Origin of the sequence: Pseudomonas glycinae, from assembly GCF_001594225.2 — a bacterium.
In the GTDB taxonomy this organism is placed as follows: Bacteria; Pseudomonadota; Gammaproteobacteria; order Pseudomonadales; family Pseudomonadaceae; genus Aquipseudomonas; species Aquipseudomonas glycinae.
The window spans coordinates 2,737,364-2,752,331 of the sequence record NZ_CP014205.2 but is presented as its reverse complement, the minus strand read 5'-3'; the positions used below and the strand labels follow the sequence as shown (position 1 = coordinate 2,752,331).

The window sequence follows — 14,968 nt, the reverse complement described above, 5'->3', positions numbered from 1 at the left end:
ACGGGATGCCGCGTGACTGAACTGACTTCACTGCAAAACCTCTGGCTCACCGAAACCGTGCGCCTGCGCGAAGAACACGCAGGCCCGCTGGACGATCTGGAAGCCAATCGCCTGGCCCGCGCGGCTGGCGGCGATCTGCCGGGACGCATTCAACGCCGCGCCCTGTGGCTGGCCGAGCGCGATGGCCTGACCTCCGCACTCAAGCACTGGCTGCAAGGCGCACGCCTGGCGCTGGTGCTGCTGGCGATCTTCGCCGTGTTGAGCGGCGCAGGGCTGGCCTTCGCTGCACTGGGCCAGACGCCGGTCAATGTGTTCTGGGCGCTGGGCAGTCTGCTCGGGCTGAACCTGATTCTGCTGCTGAGCTGGTCGCTGGGGCTGATCTTCGCTGGCGAACACGGCGCCACCCTAGGCCGCTTGTGGCTGTGGCTCAGTGAAAAACTCGCCCGCGATGCCAAGGCTGCCCAACTGGCGCCGGCCCTGCTGTTGATGCTGCAACGCAAGAAGCTCAATCGCTGGGCGCTCGGCACGCTGGTCAACGGCCTATGGCTGCTGGCGATGTTCAGCGCGCTGGTTTTGTTGCTGACACTGATGGCGACCCGGCGCTACGGCTTCGTCTGGGAAACCACGATTCTCAGCGCCGACACGTTCATCAACATGACCCAGGCCCTCGGCGCATTGCCGGCGCTGCTGGGCTTCAACGTGCCGACCGTGGACATGATCCGCGCCAGCGGCGACACCGCGCTGAACATCGAAAGCGCCCGTCAGGCCTGGGCGACCTGGCTGGTCGGCGTGCTGGTGGTGTACGGCGTGCTGCCGCGCCTGCTGTTGGCGCTGTTTTGCTTCTGGCGCTGGAACAGCGGCAAAGCGGCGTTGCGGCTGGACCTGAACCTGCCCGGCTACGCCCAACTGCGCGAACGCCTGATGCCGACCAGCGAACGCCTCGGCATCACCGACCCCGAGCCTGCGCAATTGCACCGCGTCGAAAGCACCGTCGGCGAACACGCCAGCGACGGGGCGTTGCTGGTGGCGATCGAACTCGACGATCAACACTCATGGCCGCCGACACTGCCGAAAAACGTCAGCAACGCCGGCATCCTCGACAGCCGTGAATCGCGCAACAAACTGCTCGAACAACTCAGCCGCTTCCCGCCGGCGCGCCTTGCGATTGCCTGCGACCCACGACGTTCGCCGGATCGCGGCAGCCTGGCGCTGATTGCCGAGCTGGCGCGCAATGCCGCCGCGACCCGCGTCTGGCTGTTGCAGGCGCCGCAAGGACAAGCGCTGGACGCCGAACGCCTCGGTGACTGGCACGTGGCGTTGCAACAACTGGAACTGCCGTTCGCCGATTGCGCCCCGTTGAACTGGCTGGAGCACGGACATGACTGATGCCTGGAAAGCGCCGCTGAAACTGGCGGTGGTCGGCCACACCAACGTCGGCAAGACTTCGCTGCTGCGCACCCTGACCCGCGACGTCGGCTTCGGCGAAGTCTCCCATCGCCCGAGCACCACGCGGCATGTCGAAGGTGCACGGTTGTCGGTGGATGGCGAACCGTTGCTCGACCTCTACGACACGCCCGGTCTGGAGGACGCCATCGCCCTGCTGGATTTTCTCGAGCGTCTGGAACGCCCCGGCGAACGCCTCGACGGCCCGGCACGGCTGGCGCGGTTTCTCGATGGCAGTGAAGCGCGCCAGCGTTTCGAACAGGAAGCCAAGGTGCTGCGGCAACTGCTCGATTCCGATGCCGGCCTGTACGTGATTGACGCCCGCGAACCGGTGCTGGCCAAGTACCGCGACGAACTGGAAGTGCTGGCCAGTTGCGGCAAGCCGCTGCTGCCGGTGCTGAATTTCGTCAGCAGCGCCAACCACCGCGAACCGGACTGGCGTGAAGCCCTGGCGCGCCTCGGCCTGCATGCGCTGGTGCGTTTCGACAGCGTCGCCCCGCCCGAAGATGGCGAGCGGCGGCTGTATGAAAGCCTCGCACTGTTGCTGGAAAACGCCCGCCCACAACTTGAACGGCTGATCGCCGATCAACAGGCCCAACGCCTCGCCCGCGAGCAAAGCGCCGCGCGCTTGATCGCCGAACTGTTGATCGACTGCGCCGCGTGCCGACGCAGTGTGGCGAGCAACGCCGAACAGGAACAACAGGCCATCAGTGAACTGCGCAAAGCCGTGCGCCAGCGGGAACAACGCTGCGTCGAAGCGCTGCTCAAGCTCTACGCCTTCCGCCCGCAGGACGCCGCCGCCAGCGATCTGCCGCTGCTCGACGGGCGCTGGGGCGATGACCTGTTCAACCCGGAAACCCTCAAGCAACTCGGCGTGCGGGTCGGCGGCGGGATTGCCGCCGGAGCCGCAGCCGGTGCGGGTGTGGATTTGCTGGTCGGCGGCATCACCCTGGGTGCCGCCGCCCTGGCCGGTGCCATTGCCGGCGGCGCCCTGCAAACTGCCCGCAGCTACGGCAACCGCCTGCTCGGCAAGATCAAAGGGCAGCGAGAGCTGACGGTCGACGACAACGTGTTGCGCCTGCTGGCCCTGCGTCAGCGGCAACTGCTGCAAGCGCTGAACGCCCGAGGCCATGCGGCGCTGGACAGCATTCAGGTGGCGACGCCGCAGGACAAGACCTGGCGCGAGGGCAAGCTGCCGGAGGCGCTGAACATTGCCCGGGCCCACCCGCAATGGTCGTCGCTCAACTCGCATCCGAAACTGAATCAGGCACAGCGTCAGGAACAGATCGACGAGCTGGTCGGCAAGGTTCTCGAACTCTAGAACCAGCCGAGCTTGAGGAACTGTTTGACCAGCGCCGTCACCCGGCTGCGATCGGTGCGATTGGCGCGCCCGTCGTTGTCGACGTCCGAACACAGGACAACCTCGAAGCGGCCATCGTTATCCAGGTCGTGGACGGCGGCCTTGTAAGCAATGGTTTCGCCCTGGTGAAAGTGCAGCCTCACTGATTCCGGTGTTCCATCGCTGCCGGGGTTCAGAGCGAAGATCCGCAGATGTCGCGTGTCCTCGTCGGCCGCGTTGAACCAGGCGCATTTCAGATAGGTTCGGGTGAAGCTGCGCAGTTGCGCGACTTCACGGGCAGAGGCTTCGCGCCAATCCTGTTCGGTGTGATGAAAGCGCAACTGGACAGTGTCCCCTGCGCCGCTGCCGGACCGATCCCGGGCAATCACTTTCATAAAACGCATCCGTGCGCTCCTTCGGCAAAAAACCAGTCTGGGCCGAAGGGGCAACACGCGCCATGCACCGTTTCCCGGTTTGGCGTAAGAAGGTTCAGCGCGCCTCGCGGGACAGTACGGTAAAAGCCTTGCCCTTCAACAACGCAAGATCCATCACCGGCACCGCCATTTCCTTCGCCAGTTCATCCCACTGGCGCATTCGCAGGCTGACGGCGCACAACGGATCCTGCTCGAACGCATCCGCTTCAGCCTCGGTCATCACCCCGCCCTGATATTCCAGGGTGCGGCGGCTGGCTTCGCTCAAGCGGTGGTAATAGCTCGGATCCCTGAGCGTCAGATAGCGCTTGGCCTGGACGTGATACTCCACCAGCCGCGCCATGCGCTCGCTGAAGCCGGCCTCACGCAAGTAATCCGCGCCGAGGCGTTCGTGGCTGACCACGCCGTAACCGCCCATGTTCTCCGCGCCTTCGGCACACAAATGGCCGATGTCGTGGAAGAACGCGGCGAGCACCACTTCATCGTCAAAGCCTTCGGCGATGGCCAGTTGCGCTGCCTGGGACATGTGCTCGATCTGCGACACCGGTTCGCCGATGTAGTCGCTGGCGCCGAAGCGCTCATAGAGGCCGAACACCCGATCGATGACTTGCTCGTGACTCAACATCAGTGCTCTCCAAATAGCTGTGCAACATTGCGCTCGGCCATGGCCGGGCCGACGCTCATGCCGACGCCGCTGTGCATCAGCGCCACACTCAGCCCCGGCGCCGGACGCAGGAATGAAAACGGCCCCGGCCCCCGGGAACCATAGACACCCTGCCAGCGCTCGACCACTTGCACCTTGCAACCGAGGGTGTGCTCGGCCAGTTCGAGCATCCAGTTGTCGACCTGCTCGGCGTTGAACGGTGATGGATCGCTGCCGTAATGGTGCGAATCGCCGATGATCAGCTCGCCATAAGGTGTCGGGCTGATCAGCAGGTGAATGCCGTTTGCCTGCAGGTGCGGTTGTTCGCGCAGGATTAGCGCCTGCACAGCCGCCGCTTCCGGCAAGTCAGCGAAGGCGCCGTAATGCACGCAGCTGAGGCCGGTGAGCAAGGCGTGTTGCAAGTTCAGGTCGATCTGCGGCCGGACGCGGAGCATTTGCAGGCGGCAGATTTGCGGGTCGAGGGCGGCAATCGGCTCGGCCAGCAAGGTCTGATAATCGTGGCCGGAGCAGACGATGATCTGTTCGGCGGAGAAGATCCCGGCGGTACTGTGCAGGCGCCCCGGTTCGACGTCGCGCACCAGCGTCGAGAAGTGAAACTCGACCTTGAGTTCGCGACGCAGGTATTCGATCAGCGCCGGAATCGCTTCCCGGGAATACAGCTGTTGATCGTCCATTCCGTGCAGCGCGGCGCGGTGATGGCTGAACTGGCCGCCGTACAGATCGCGCAACGCGGCACCACGCAGCAGCTCGACGCGGTAGTCGTGCTCAACGGCACGCCCGGCGCAGAACGCTTCGAGCAAATGTTCTTCGGCCTCGGTGCGGGCGAACAGGTACGAGCCGTTGCGCTTGAGTTGCAGGCCGGCGAGCTGCGCCCACTGGCCCCAGATGTCGCGGCTGGCCTTGGCCAGTTCGAGCATCGGGCCCGGTGGCTGGCCGGTGACCAGCGCCTGGCCGAAGTTGCGCACCGAAGCGCCGAGCGGCGTGGCGGTGCGCTCGAAAACCGTGACCTTGAGACCGCGCCGGGCGGCGGCATAGGCGTGGGACAGGCCCAGGATGCCGGCGCCGACGATCAGCAAGTCGTTGTGTTGTGTCATGCAGCTACCTCAATGATCGTTCCCACGTTGATCGTTCCCACGCTCTGCGTGGGAATGAATACCGTGACGCTCTGCGTCACAGAGGACGCGGAGCGTCCTTGGCTGCATTCCCACGCGGAGCGTGGGAACGATCAAAGCTCCGTCAGGGAACGATCGGGTAAGAAGATTTACTTGGCCGCGACTTTCTCGGACTTGCCGTCATAGCGCTTGCGCCATTCGGTCAGGATCTCGTCGCGGTTCTTCGAGGCCCAGGCGAAGTCGTTCTTGATCAGGCGCTGCTCGTAGTCGGCCGGCAGTTCGGTCTGCGGCTTGGCGATGCCCGGCTGGGCGAGGACAGCGAAGTTTTCCTTGTACAGGTCCATCGCCGGGGCACTGGCGGAGAAGTCGGCCAGTTTCTTCGCGGCTTCTTCATGCGGCGTGCCTTTGATCACGGCAGTCGCCTCGATCTCCCAGCCCAGGCCTTCCTTCGGCAGGATGATGTCCAACGGCGCGCCCTGACGCTTGAGCTGAACGGCCGGGTACTCGAAGGAAATGCCGATCGGGAACTCGCCCGCTGCCGCCAGTTTGCAAGGCTTGGAGCCGGAGTGAACGTACTGGCCGATGTTCTGGTGCAGGCCGTCCATGTAAGCCCAGCCCTGCTTCTCGCCGAAGGTTTGCAGCCAGGCGCTGACGTCGAGGAAACCGGTGCCGGACGAGGCCGGGTTCGGCATCACGATCTTGCCTTTGTACTCAGGCTTGGTCAGGTCCTGCCAGCTCACCGGTTTGCTCAGGCCCTGCTTTTCGGCCTCGACGGTGTTGAAGCAAATGGTTGCGGCCCAGACGTCCATGCCGACCCAGGCTGGCGGGTTGGCGGCGTCGCGGTAGTTCGCGCCGATCTTGCCCAGATCTTTCGGCGCATAGCTTTGCAGCATGCCTTGCTGATCGAGGATCGCCAGGCTCGACGCCGCCAAGCCCCACACCGCGTCAGCCTGCGGGCGATCCTTTTCGGCCAGCAGTTTGGCGGTGATGATCCCGGTGGAGTCGCGCACCCACTTGATCTCGACGTCCGGGTTGGCCTTTTCGAACGCCTCTTTATAGGACTTCAACTGCTCGGCTTCGAGGGCGGTGTACACCGTCAACTCGGTTTTTGCCGCGAAGGCATTCAGGCTGAAAGCAGCGAACACAGCAGCGGCCAGGGCCATAGGCTTGAACATGATCGTTTTCCTGTCTTTTGAGTTGAGGGGGAGTTGAACGGGATGGAATCAGTGGCCCGGCGCCGTTTGCCGCCAGGCCTGGGAACGGCGCAGCAAGCCGCGCGAAGCCCACGCCAGCAGCAAGGACACGCCCGCCGAGGTGAACAGAATCAGGGTCGACATCGCCGCCGCGCCGCCAACGTTGCCGGCGTCGTCCATGTTCAGCACCGCCACCGCCGCGAGGATGGTGTCGGGGCTGTAGAGGAAGATCGCGGCGGACACGGTGGTCATGGCCGATACGAACAGGTAGCGCACGATGTCCAGCAGCGCCGGCAGGCAGATCGGCACGGTGACCCGCAGGTAATGCCGGTACAGCGGTGTTTTCAGCGACAGCGCGGCGGCTTCGAACTCGGCATCGAGCTGACGCAGCGCGGTGGTGGCGGTCATCTGCGCGGTGGTCAAATAGTGAGCAATGGTGCAGACGATCAGCAGGGTCATGGTCCCGTACAGCACGTGCAGCGGGTTGCCGGTCAGGTTGAAAAAGAAGACGTAACCCAGACCCAACACCAGGCCCGGCACCGCCATCGGTACGAAACTGAGCATGCGCAGTGTCAGATTCAGTCCGCGCTGGCTGCGGGTCTTTTCCATCAGGTAGGCGCCGGTGAAGATCAGCACACTGCCGATCAACGCCGTGCCCAGCGCCATCTTCAAACTGTTGCCGTAGGCCAGCCAGCCACCGCCGGCGGTCTCGTTGAACTGGTAGTGGTTGAGCGACAGCGACAGGTTGTACGGCCAGAACTTCACCAGCGACGAGAACACCGCCATGCCGAACACCAGCAGCAACGCGGCGCTGATCAGCAGGACCACGCTGAGATAAAAGGCATCGCGCTTCCTCGATGGCGCCGGTTTGAACACCTGGGCGCGGCCGCTCATGGCGTCGCCGTGACGCCGACGCAGCCAGGCATCGACGCCGAAGCTGAACAGCGCCGGCAGCAGCAGAACCATGCCGATCAACGCGCCGCGACCAAATTGCTGCTGACCGACCACTGCTTTGTAGGCTTCCAGCGCCAGCACTTGATAGTCGCCACCGACCACCACCGGTACACCGAAATCGGTGATGGTCAGGGTGAACACCAGACAGAACGCGGCGAACACGGCCTGACGGGTCGCGGGCCAGGTGATGCTGCGAAAGGCCTTTGCCGGACTGGCACCCATGCTCGACGCAGCGTCGAACAATCGCGCGTCCGCCAGCGACAGGGCTGACAGCAAAATCATCAAGGCGTGTGGGAAGGTGTAGATCACCTCACCCAGAACAATGCCCCAGAAACCGTAGATGTTGTCCGCCAGCAGCCCGCGCAACATCCCCTGATTGCCGAACAGATAGACCAGCGCAATCCCCGGCAGCATCGACGGCGCCATCAGCGGCAGCAGGGAGATCCCGCGCCAGATGCCTTTTGCCGGAATCAACGTGCGCTGCAAGGCGTAGGCAAACAGGTAGGCCAGCGGTACGACGATGGCCGCGACGCTGAGGGAAACCTTCAGGCTGTTGCCGAGCAGCCAGTGGAAATTGTCGCTGCTCACCAGTTCCTTGGCGGCGAGCCAGCCACCGCCCTGCCCGGCTTCGCTGCTGAAGCCGCGCCAGAAGATCGCCAGCAATGGCAACAGCACCGCCACACCGAGCAACACCAGCAGCAGGAGTTTGCCGCCGAGGACGAAGATCCGGTCGCCGACCTCGGCCCCGGACACCTGCCGCGCCTGCTTGTGCGGGAGCGGCAGTGCGAGGTTGCTGTTCATCAGGCAAACACCTGCAGGCTGCGTGGCGGCAAGGCGACCATGATCTGCTGGGCGCCGAGGCGCGGCATGGCTTCCGGTGCCAGTTCAGCGAGCAAGGCGTGACCGGGCAATTGATCGAGTTCGAAGCTCATGCGGCAGCGGTTGCCGAGGAAGGTGATCTCGCGGACCTTGGCCGGGAACAGGTTTTCCTCATGCACCAACGGATTGACGTTGATCGCCTCCGGGCGGCAGAACAAGCGGCCCGACGGGCTGTGGACGCTGCCGTCGGCCAGGCGCAGGTTCATCCCACCGACCTTGGCGTGGCTGTCGCTGCTGCGCTGGAATGGCAACCAGTTGCCCTGGCCGACGAACTCGGCCACGAACGGCGTGGCCGGGCGGTTGTAGATGTCCTGCGGGGTGGCGTACTGCTCGACCTTGCCGTTGTTCATCACGGCGATGCGGTCGGCCATCAACATGGCTTCGTCCTGATTGTGGGTGACCATCAGGGTGGTGATGCCGAGGTTGCGTTGCAGTTGACGCAGCTCGGTGCACAGATGCTCGCGAACCCGGGCATCGAGGGCCGACATCGGTTCGTCGAGCAGCAACAGCGACGGCGCGGGGGCCAGGGCGCGGGCCAACGCCACCCGTTGCTGCTGGCCGCCGGATAACTGGCCCGGGTACTTTTTCTCACTGCCGGTGAGGCCGACCAGTTCCAGCATCTGACCGACGCGACGGCGCACTTCATCGCGACCGCTGCCGGCGAGGCCGTAGGCAATGTTCGCTTCGACGGTCAGATTGGGGAACAGCGCGTAGGACTGGAACAGAATGCCGTAGTCCCGAGCCTGGGGCGCGAGGTGGGAAACGTCGCGCTCGCCGAGATACAACTCGCCGCTGTCCTGTTTCTCCAGGCCGGCGATGCAACGCAACAATGTTGTCTTGCCACAGCCCGACGGGCCGAGCAGACACACCAGCTCACCGGCCGCGACATCGAGGGAGACGTTATCCAGCGCCGTGAAAGCGCCGAAACGCTTCTGCACGCCGCGCACTTTCATCGGCGCGCCGGGATTGGTCAGGGCAGTTGCGATTGCAGGGTTCATGGACAGGCCTCATCAAGCAGATGAGACGAATCCTAGAGTTGTAATGCGTCGGTCATGTGGCAGTGAGGCAAAAACGACCGATAGTGGTATTCAGGATTTTTGGTTCACCACAGATCGTTCCCACGCTCTGCGTGGGAATGCCTCAACGGACGCTCCGCGTTCGGCTCTGGAAGGGACGCGGAGCGTCCCGGGCTGCATTCCCACGCAGAGCGTGGGAACGATCACTAAGCCGGGGACATTTCCTGCGCCAGTCCGAGAAACGCCGCCGGCAACCGGGCGTTCTTGCGTTCCTTGAGGCAGTAAAGGTATTCGGGGATCTGCGGCGCATTTTCGAGCGTCAGCACCCGCAACTGCGGATCGTGCGGCACTTCCTGGCGGGCGATGATGCTGATGCCGATGTTGCGCAGCACCGCTTCGCGGATCGATTCGCGGCTGCCGATTTCCAGCAACGGGCCAAAACTGACCCCGGCACTGGCCAGCAACTCTTCGGTGAGCCGTCGAGTGGTTGACCCCGGTTCGCGCATCAGCAAGGTATGTCCGGCCAGCGCGCTCAGCGTCACATGGTCGTGCGCCGCCAGCGGATGATTGCGATGCACCGCCAGCACCAGCGGGTCGCTGCCGAGCACACGGCGGATCAGCCGGGCATCGTCGAGCAATTGCGACGACGCCGCGACATCCACCCGGTAATCCTCCAGCGCTTCGAGCACGTGTTGCGAGTTGCCGATTTCCACCGACACCTCCACCTGCGGCAGACGCTCGCGGAAGGTCTTCACCAGATCGAGGATGTAATACGGCGCGGTGGCGGCGATGCGCAGCGTGCCCTGCACCTGGCCGCTGTTGCGCAGGAAGAACTCGATATCGGCTTCCTGCTGCAACAAGGCTTTGACCATCGGCAACAGCCGCGCGCCTTCGTCGCTGACACTCAGGCGCCGGCCGCCCCGGTAGAACAGCTCTACCGAATACTGGCTTTCCAGATTGCGGATCTGGGTGGTCACGGTCGGTTGACTGAGGCCGAGCTTTTTCGCCGCCAGCGTGATGCTGCCCAGGCGGGCCACCATGTAAAACGCTTTCAGCTCGGCACTCAGCACAACCGTCCCTCGTCTCTATTTGCGCAACAGGCGCAAACCGTTGAACACCACCAGCAGGCTTACGCCCATGTCGGCAAACACCGCCATCCACATGGTGGCGAGCCCGGCGAAGGTTACCCCAAGAAAGATCGCTTTGATCACCAGCGCCAGCGCGATGTTCTGTTTCAAGATAGTGGCGGTATCGCGCGACAGGCTGATGAAGGCCGGTATCTTGCGCAGATCGTCGTCCATCAGGGCGACATCGGCGGTTTCGATGGCCGTATCGGTGCCGGCCGCCGCCATCGCAAAACCGATCTCCGCCCGAGCCAGTGCCGGTGCATCGTTGATACCGTCGCCGACCATGCCGACCCGACGGCCCTGCGCGTAAAGGTCTTCGATGGCTTGCAGTTTGTCGGTCGGCAGCAGGTCGCCCTTGGCCTGATCGATGCCGACCTGCGCCGCAATCGCCTGCGCGGTGTGGACGTTGTCGCCGGTCAGCATCAGGGTTTTCACGCCCAGGTCGTGCAGTTGGCGGATCGCCTCGCGGCTGGTTTCCTTGACCGTGTCGGCCACGGCGAACAGCGCCAGCGGGCCGGAGCTGTCGAGCAGCAACACCACGGACTTGCCTTGTTTCTCCAGCGCGAACAGCTGTTCTTCCAGTTGCGGCGAGCACAGGCCCAGTTCTTCCACCAGTCGGTGGTTACCCAGGTGGTAGACCTGACCGTTGACCTCGCCTTTTACCCCGCGGCCGGCCAGCGCTTCGAAGTTATCCACAACCCGCGCCGCCAAACCTTTATCCACAGCAGCGTTGGCGATGGCCAGCGACACCGGGTGATCGGAGCGCCCGGCCAGCGCGGCGGCAATTGCCGGGGCCGTGGCGTCGGCGGTCGGGTCGAGGGACAGGTAATCGGTCTGCACCGGTTTGCCGTGGGTGAGGGTGCCGGTCTTGTCGAGGGCCAGATAGTCGAGTTTGAAACCGCCCTCCAGGTACACGCCGCCCTTGACCAGAATGCCTTTGCGCGCCGCAGCCGCGAGGCCACTGACAATGGTCACCGGGGTGGAAATCACCAGCGCACACGGGCAAGCGACCACCAGCAGCACCAGCGCACGGTAGATCCAGTCGAACCACGCGCCCCCCATGAACAGCGGCGGGATGATCGCCACGGCCAGCGCCAGGACGAAGACCACCGGGGTGTAGATTTTCGAGAATTGATCGACGAAGCGCTGGGTCGGCGCTCGCGCGCCTTGCGCCTGCTCCACGGCGTGGATGATTCGCGCCAGAGTGGAATTGTTCGCCGCGGCGGTCACCGCATATTCCAGCGAACCGGCCTGATTGATGGTGCCGGCGAACACTTTGTCGCCGACGGTTTTTTCCACCGGCAGGCTTTCGCCAGTGATCGGCGCCTGATCGATGGTCGAACTGCCGCTGACGACTTCTCCGTCCAGCGCGATACGCTCACCGGGTTTCACCCGCACGCGGGCGCCGAGATCGATGCTTTTCACATCCAGTTCGACCCAGTTGCCGTCCGCCTGCAACACAGTGGCCTGCTCCGGCGTCATTTGCATCAAACCGCTGATGGCGTTGCGTGCGCGATCCAGCGAGCGCGCTTCGATCAGCTCGGCCACGGTGAACAGGAACATCACCATCGCCGCTTCCGGCCATTGGCCGATCAATAAGGCGCCGGTCACGGCGATACTCATCAGGGCGTTGATGTTGAGGTTGCGGTTCTTCAGGGCGATCCAGCCCTTCTTGTAGGTGGTGAGGCCGCCGCTGAGGATCGAGATCAGCGCGATGATCGCCACCACCCAGGTCGGGGCGGCGCTGGTGAAGTGGATTACTTCGGCAGCGAGCGCACCAACGCCGGACAGTGCCAGTGGCCACCAGTGTTTTTTCACCGGCGCTGCAACCGGCGATTCAACGCCTGCTTCCAGCGGCTCGGCCTGCATGCCGAGGGATTTGATCGCGTCGATGATCGGCGCGGTGTCCGGCAAATTGTGGGTCACGCCGAGCACGCGGTTGATCAGGTTGAATTCCAGCTGCTGGATCCCGGCCAGTTTGCCGAGCTTGTTCTGGATCAGGGTCTGTTCGGTCGGGCAGTCCATCGCTTCGATGCGGAAGCTGCTCAGCCGGGCGTCGGCGCTTTTTGCCTCGCTCAGTTGAACAAGCGAAGGTGCGGCGACTTTCGACGAACAGCACGAGTCTTCACTCGAATGAGCCGGCGCAGGCGCAACGGTTTTCGACCCGCAGCAGGAATCGCCGCCGTGGGCATGTTTATGCACAGGCTGCAGTTTGTGACTGTGATCGTGCCCGTCGCCGGGCTTGTGGGTGTGCAGGGAATCGCTCATTGGTCGCGTCCATGAAGGTGCCTGTTGCCAAGTAAAGACCCTGTAGCCACTATAGGGTCAAGCACCCTTTGGAGATTGCCGTCATGAAGATCGGAGAACTGGCGAAACAGACCGATTGCGCCGTGGAAACCATCCGCTACTACGAGCGCGAAAACCTGCTGCCGGAGCCGGCCCGCAGCGACGGCAACTACCGCGTCTACACCCAGGCCCACGCCGAACGCCTGACCTTCATCCGCAACTGCCGCACCCTCGACATGACCCTTGAAGAAATCCGCAGCCTGCTCGCCTTGCGCGACAGCCCGCAGGATCAATGTGAAAGCGTGAATGCGCTGATCGACGAGCACATCCAGCACGTCAAGGCGCGAATCGATGGGTTACTGGCGTTGCAGACGCAACTGCTCGAGCTGCGCCAGCGCTGTGGCGAAGGGCCGGAGGCGGATCAGTGCGGGATCCTGCAGCGGCTGGAAGTCAGTGGCGGAGTTGTGGCAACCGAAGTCGAACATTCCCATGTGGGCAGAAGCCACGGCCACTAACGATTGACGCTCGTTCCCATGCTCCGCGTGGGAATGCCGCCATGGACGCTCCGCGTCCAAAGTGACGCGGAGCGTCACGGGATTCATTCCCACGCAGAGCGTGGGAACGATCCTGCCGACTAGACCGCCATCGGCGCGGTCATCGGCGCATGGTGCTCGTAGCCTTCCAGGGAGAAGTCGCTCGGCTCCACCAGCTCCAGCCATTCCGGCTGATAAACACCGGTCTTGGCAAACTCCGGCACGCGGTCCGAAATCTTCAGCTTCGGCATGGCGAACGGCTCGCGCTTGAGCTGTTCGTTGAGCATGTCCAGGTGGTTCTCGTAGACGTGTGCATCACCGATGAAATAGGTGAACCAGCGCGGCGTGTAGCCGGTCAGGCGACCGATCAGGCTTAGCAGCGCGGCGCCTTCGGTGAGGTTGAACGGCGTGCCCAGGCCCAGGTCGTTGGAGCGGATGTAGAGGGTCAGAGAAATCTCTTTGGTCTCGACATTCGGGTGGAACTGGTACAGCAGATGGCACGGCGGCAAGGCCATTTCATCGAGCTGGGCGCAGTTCCAGCCGTGGAACAGGATGCGCCGGCTGCCCGGGTCCTTGATGATCGTGTCGACGCACTGGCGCACCTGATCGATGGCCTTGTACAGCACCACGTAGGCCTGGCCGTCTTCTTCGCCCTGAGCAATCTGCTTGTAGCCGTTGCTCAGGGTTTGTTCGATGGCGGCGGTGTTGCTCAACGGGATCTGCTTGTACGCCGGCCATTTGCGCCATTGCACGCCGTAGATTTCGCCGAGGTCGTCTTCGCCCTGACGGAACGGATTGGCCAGCCACTGGGCGTTTTCGTTGGCGTTCTGATCCCAGACCTTGCAGCCCAGCGCACGGAATTCGGCGGCGCTGTTCACGCCACGCAGAAAGCCGCACATCTCGCCGATGGCCGATTTGAAGGCCATCTTGCGGGTGGTGATCGCCGGGAAACCTTCCTGCAGATCGAAGCGCAGCATCGCGCCCGGAAAGCTGATGGTGTTCACGCCGGTACGGTTGGCCTGTTTGGTGCCGTTGTTGATGACGTGCGACACCAGATCGAGATATTGCTTCATGAGTTACCTGTGTCCTTGAGCCCCGGCAGACGTCGCCGGGGTTCGAATATTTAAGCTGTCGGTGCAACCGGCGCCGCCGGGGCGCGGTGGTAGGCCAGCCAGATCAGGAACAGCCCGCCGATGATCATCGGTACACAGAGTACCTGACCCATGGTCAGCCAGTTCCAGGCCAGATAGCCCAGTTGCGCGTCCGGCACGCGGACGAATTCGACGATGAAACGGAAGATGCCATAGAACAGCGCGAACATGCCCGAAACCGCCATGGTCGGCCGCGGCTTGCGCGAGAACAGCCAGAGGATCAGGAACAGCGCCACGCCTTCCAGCGCGAACTGATACAGCTGCGACGGGTGACGCGGCAGTTGCGCCGGGTCGCTGAACGGCGGGAATACCATGGCCCACGGCACGTCGGTGGCCTTGCCCCACAGCTCGGCGTTGATGAAGTTGCCGATGCGTCCGGCGCCCAGACCGATCGGCACCATCGGCGCCACGAAGTCCATCAGCTGGAAGAACGACTTGCCGTTACGCTTGCCGAACCACAGCGCGGCCAGCATCACGCCGATGAAACCGCCGTGGAACGACATGCCGCCCTTCCACACTTCAAAAATCAGTGTCGGGTTGGCGAGGTAAGCGCTCAGGTCGTAGAACAGCACATAGCCCAGACGCCCGCCGACAATCACACCCATCGACAGCCAGAACACCAGGTCGGACAGCTTTTCCTTGGTCCAGGTCGGGTCGAAACGGTTGAGCCGGCGCGATGCCAGCAGCCACGCGCCGCCGATGCCGACCAGGTACATCAGGCCGTACCAGTGGATTTTCAGCGGACCGATGGCCAGGGCCACCGGATCGATCTGCGGGTAAGGCAGCATTGCGACTCCTCGTTAGCATTCAAATCTTCAAAAATTCCCGGGCGACGCTGTC

General features: G+C 63.5%; 13 protein-coding genes. 3 read left to right on the top strand and 10 right to left on the bottom strand.

Going from position 1 to position 14,968, the window contains the following annotated elements:
* Positions 1–12 precede the first annotated feature (12 nt).
* Together AWU82_RS12385 and AWU82_RS12380 are read left to right on the top strand one after the other, a co-directional pair.
* Positions 13–1,386 carry a DUF2868 domain-containing protein gene (locus AWU82_RS12385; protein ID WP_064380043.1) on the top strand — a complete coding sequence of 458 codons (1,374 nt, stop codon included), beginning with the start codon at positions 13–15 and terminating at the stop codon, positions 1,384–1,386.
* Complete coding sequence (locus AWU82_RS12380; protein WP_064380042.1) at positions 1,379–2,764, top strand: GTPase/DUF3482 domain-containing protein; 1,386 nt, start codon at positions 1,379–1,381, stop codon at positions 2,762–2,764. The genes AWU82_RS12385 and AWU82_RS12380 overlap by 8 nt, the downstream gene beginning before the upstream one ends.
* Here the strand turns inward: AWU82_RS12380 and AWU82_RS12375 are convergent.
* The 8 genes from AWU82_RS12375 to AWU82_RS12340 all read right to left on the bottom strand — a co-directional run bounded on the left by AWU82_RS12375 (position 2,761) and on the right by AWU82_RS12340 (position 12,426).
* Entirely contained in the window at positions 2,761–3,186 is a 426-nt protein-coding gene (locus AWU82_RS12375) for a hypothetical protein (protein ID WP_064380040.1), read from the bottom strand. The genes AWU82_RS12380 and AWU82_RS12375 overlap by 4 nt on opposite strands.
* Positions 3,187–3,271: 85 nt before the next feature.
* On the bottom strand, positions 3,272–3,838 hold the full coding sequence (locus AWU82_RS12370; protein ID WP_064380039.1) for a phosphonate degradation HD-domain oxygenase: 567 nt from the start codon (positions 3,836–3,838) through the stop codon (positions 3,272–3,274).
* Positions 3,838–4,971: a TIGR03364 family FAD-dependent oxidoreductase gene (locus AWU82_RS12365; RefSeq protein ID WP_064380038.1), complete on the bottom strand. Its 1,134-nt coding sequence runs from the start codon at positions 4,969–4,971 to the stop codon at positions 3,838–3,840. The genes AWU82_RS12370 and AWU82_RS12365 overlap by 1 nt, the downstream gene beginning before the upstream one ends.
* A 167-nt stretch (positions 4,972–5,138) precedes the next feature.
* The gene (locus AWU82_RS12360; protein ID WP_064380036.1) at positions 5,139–6,164 is read right to left on the bottom strand and encodes a putative 2-aminoethylphosphonate ABC transporter substrate-binding protein; all 1,026 of its coding nucleotides are present in this window, start codon (positions 6,162–6,164) and stop codon (positions 5,139–5,141) included.
* Between the two features lie 48 nt (positions 6,165–6,212).
* Positions 6,213–7,937, bottom strand: a complete 1,725-nt coding sequence (locus AWU82_RS12355) for a putative 2-aminoethylphosphonate ABC transporter permease subunit (RefSeq protein ID WP_064380034.1) — start codon at positions 7,935–7,937, stop codon at positions 6,213–6,215.
* Positions 7,937–9,013 (bottom strand): putative 2-aminoethylphosphonate ABC transporter ATP-binding protein, encoded by a 1,077-nt coding sequence (locus AWU82_RS12350; protein ID WP_064380032.1) that lies wholly within the window; start codon positions 9,011–9,013, stop codon positions 7,937–7,939. The genes AWU82_RS12355 and AWU82_RS12350 overlap by 1 nt, the downstream gene beginning before the upstream one ends.
* Before the next feature lie 224 nt (positions 9,014–9,237).
* Positions 9,238–10,101 (bottom strand): LysR family transcriptional regulator, encoded by an 864-nt coding sequence (locus tag AWU82_RS12345; RefSeq protein ID WP_064380031.1) that lies wholly within the window; start codon positions 10,099–10,101, stop codon positions 9,238–9,240.
* Positions 10,102–10,116: 15 nt separating this feature from the next.
* A complete protein-coding gene (locus AWU82_RS12340; RefSeq protein ID WP_064380029.1) occupies positions 10,117–12,426 on the bottom strand; it encodes a heavy metal translocating P-type ATPase in 2,310 nt (769 codons plus the stop codon).
* Between the two features lie 83 nt (positions 12,427–12,509).
* Here AWU82_RS12340 and cadR point away from each other — a divergent pair, with 83 nt between their 5' ends.
* Positions 12,510–12,959: a Cd(II)/Pb(II)-responsive transcriptional regulator gene (gene cadR / locus AWU82_RS12335; protein ID WP_011336419.1), complete on the top strand. Its 450-nt coding sequence runs from the start codon at positions 12,510–12,512 to the stop codon at positions 12,957–12,959.
* Positions 12,960–13,078: 119 nt separating this feature from the next.
* Here cadR and AWU82_RS12330 read toward each other — a convergent pair whose 3' ends face one another.
* Both AWU82_RS12330 and lgt read right to left on the bottom strand, forming a co-directional pair.
* Positions 13,079–14,050, bottom strand: a complete 972-nt coding sequence (locus tag AWU82_RS12330; RefSeq protein ID WP_064380027.1) for a thymidylate synthase — start codon at positions 14,048–14,050, stop codon at positions 13,079–13,081.
* Between the two features lie 50 nt (positions 14,051–14,100).
* A complete protein-coding gene (gene lgt / locus AWU82_RS12325; RefSeq protein ID WP_039767887.1) occupies positions 14,101–14,916 on the bottom strand; it encodes a prolipoprotein diacylglyceryl transferase in 816 nt (271 codons plus the stop codon).
* Positions 14,917–14,968: the final 52 nt, after the last annotated feature.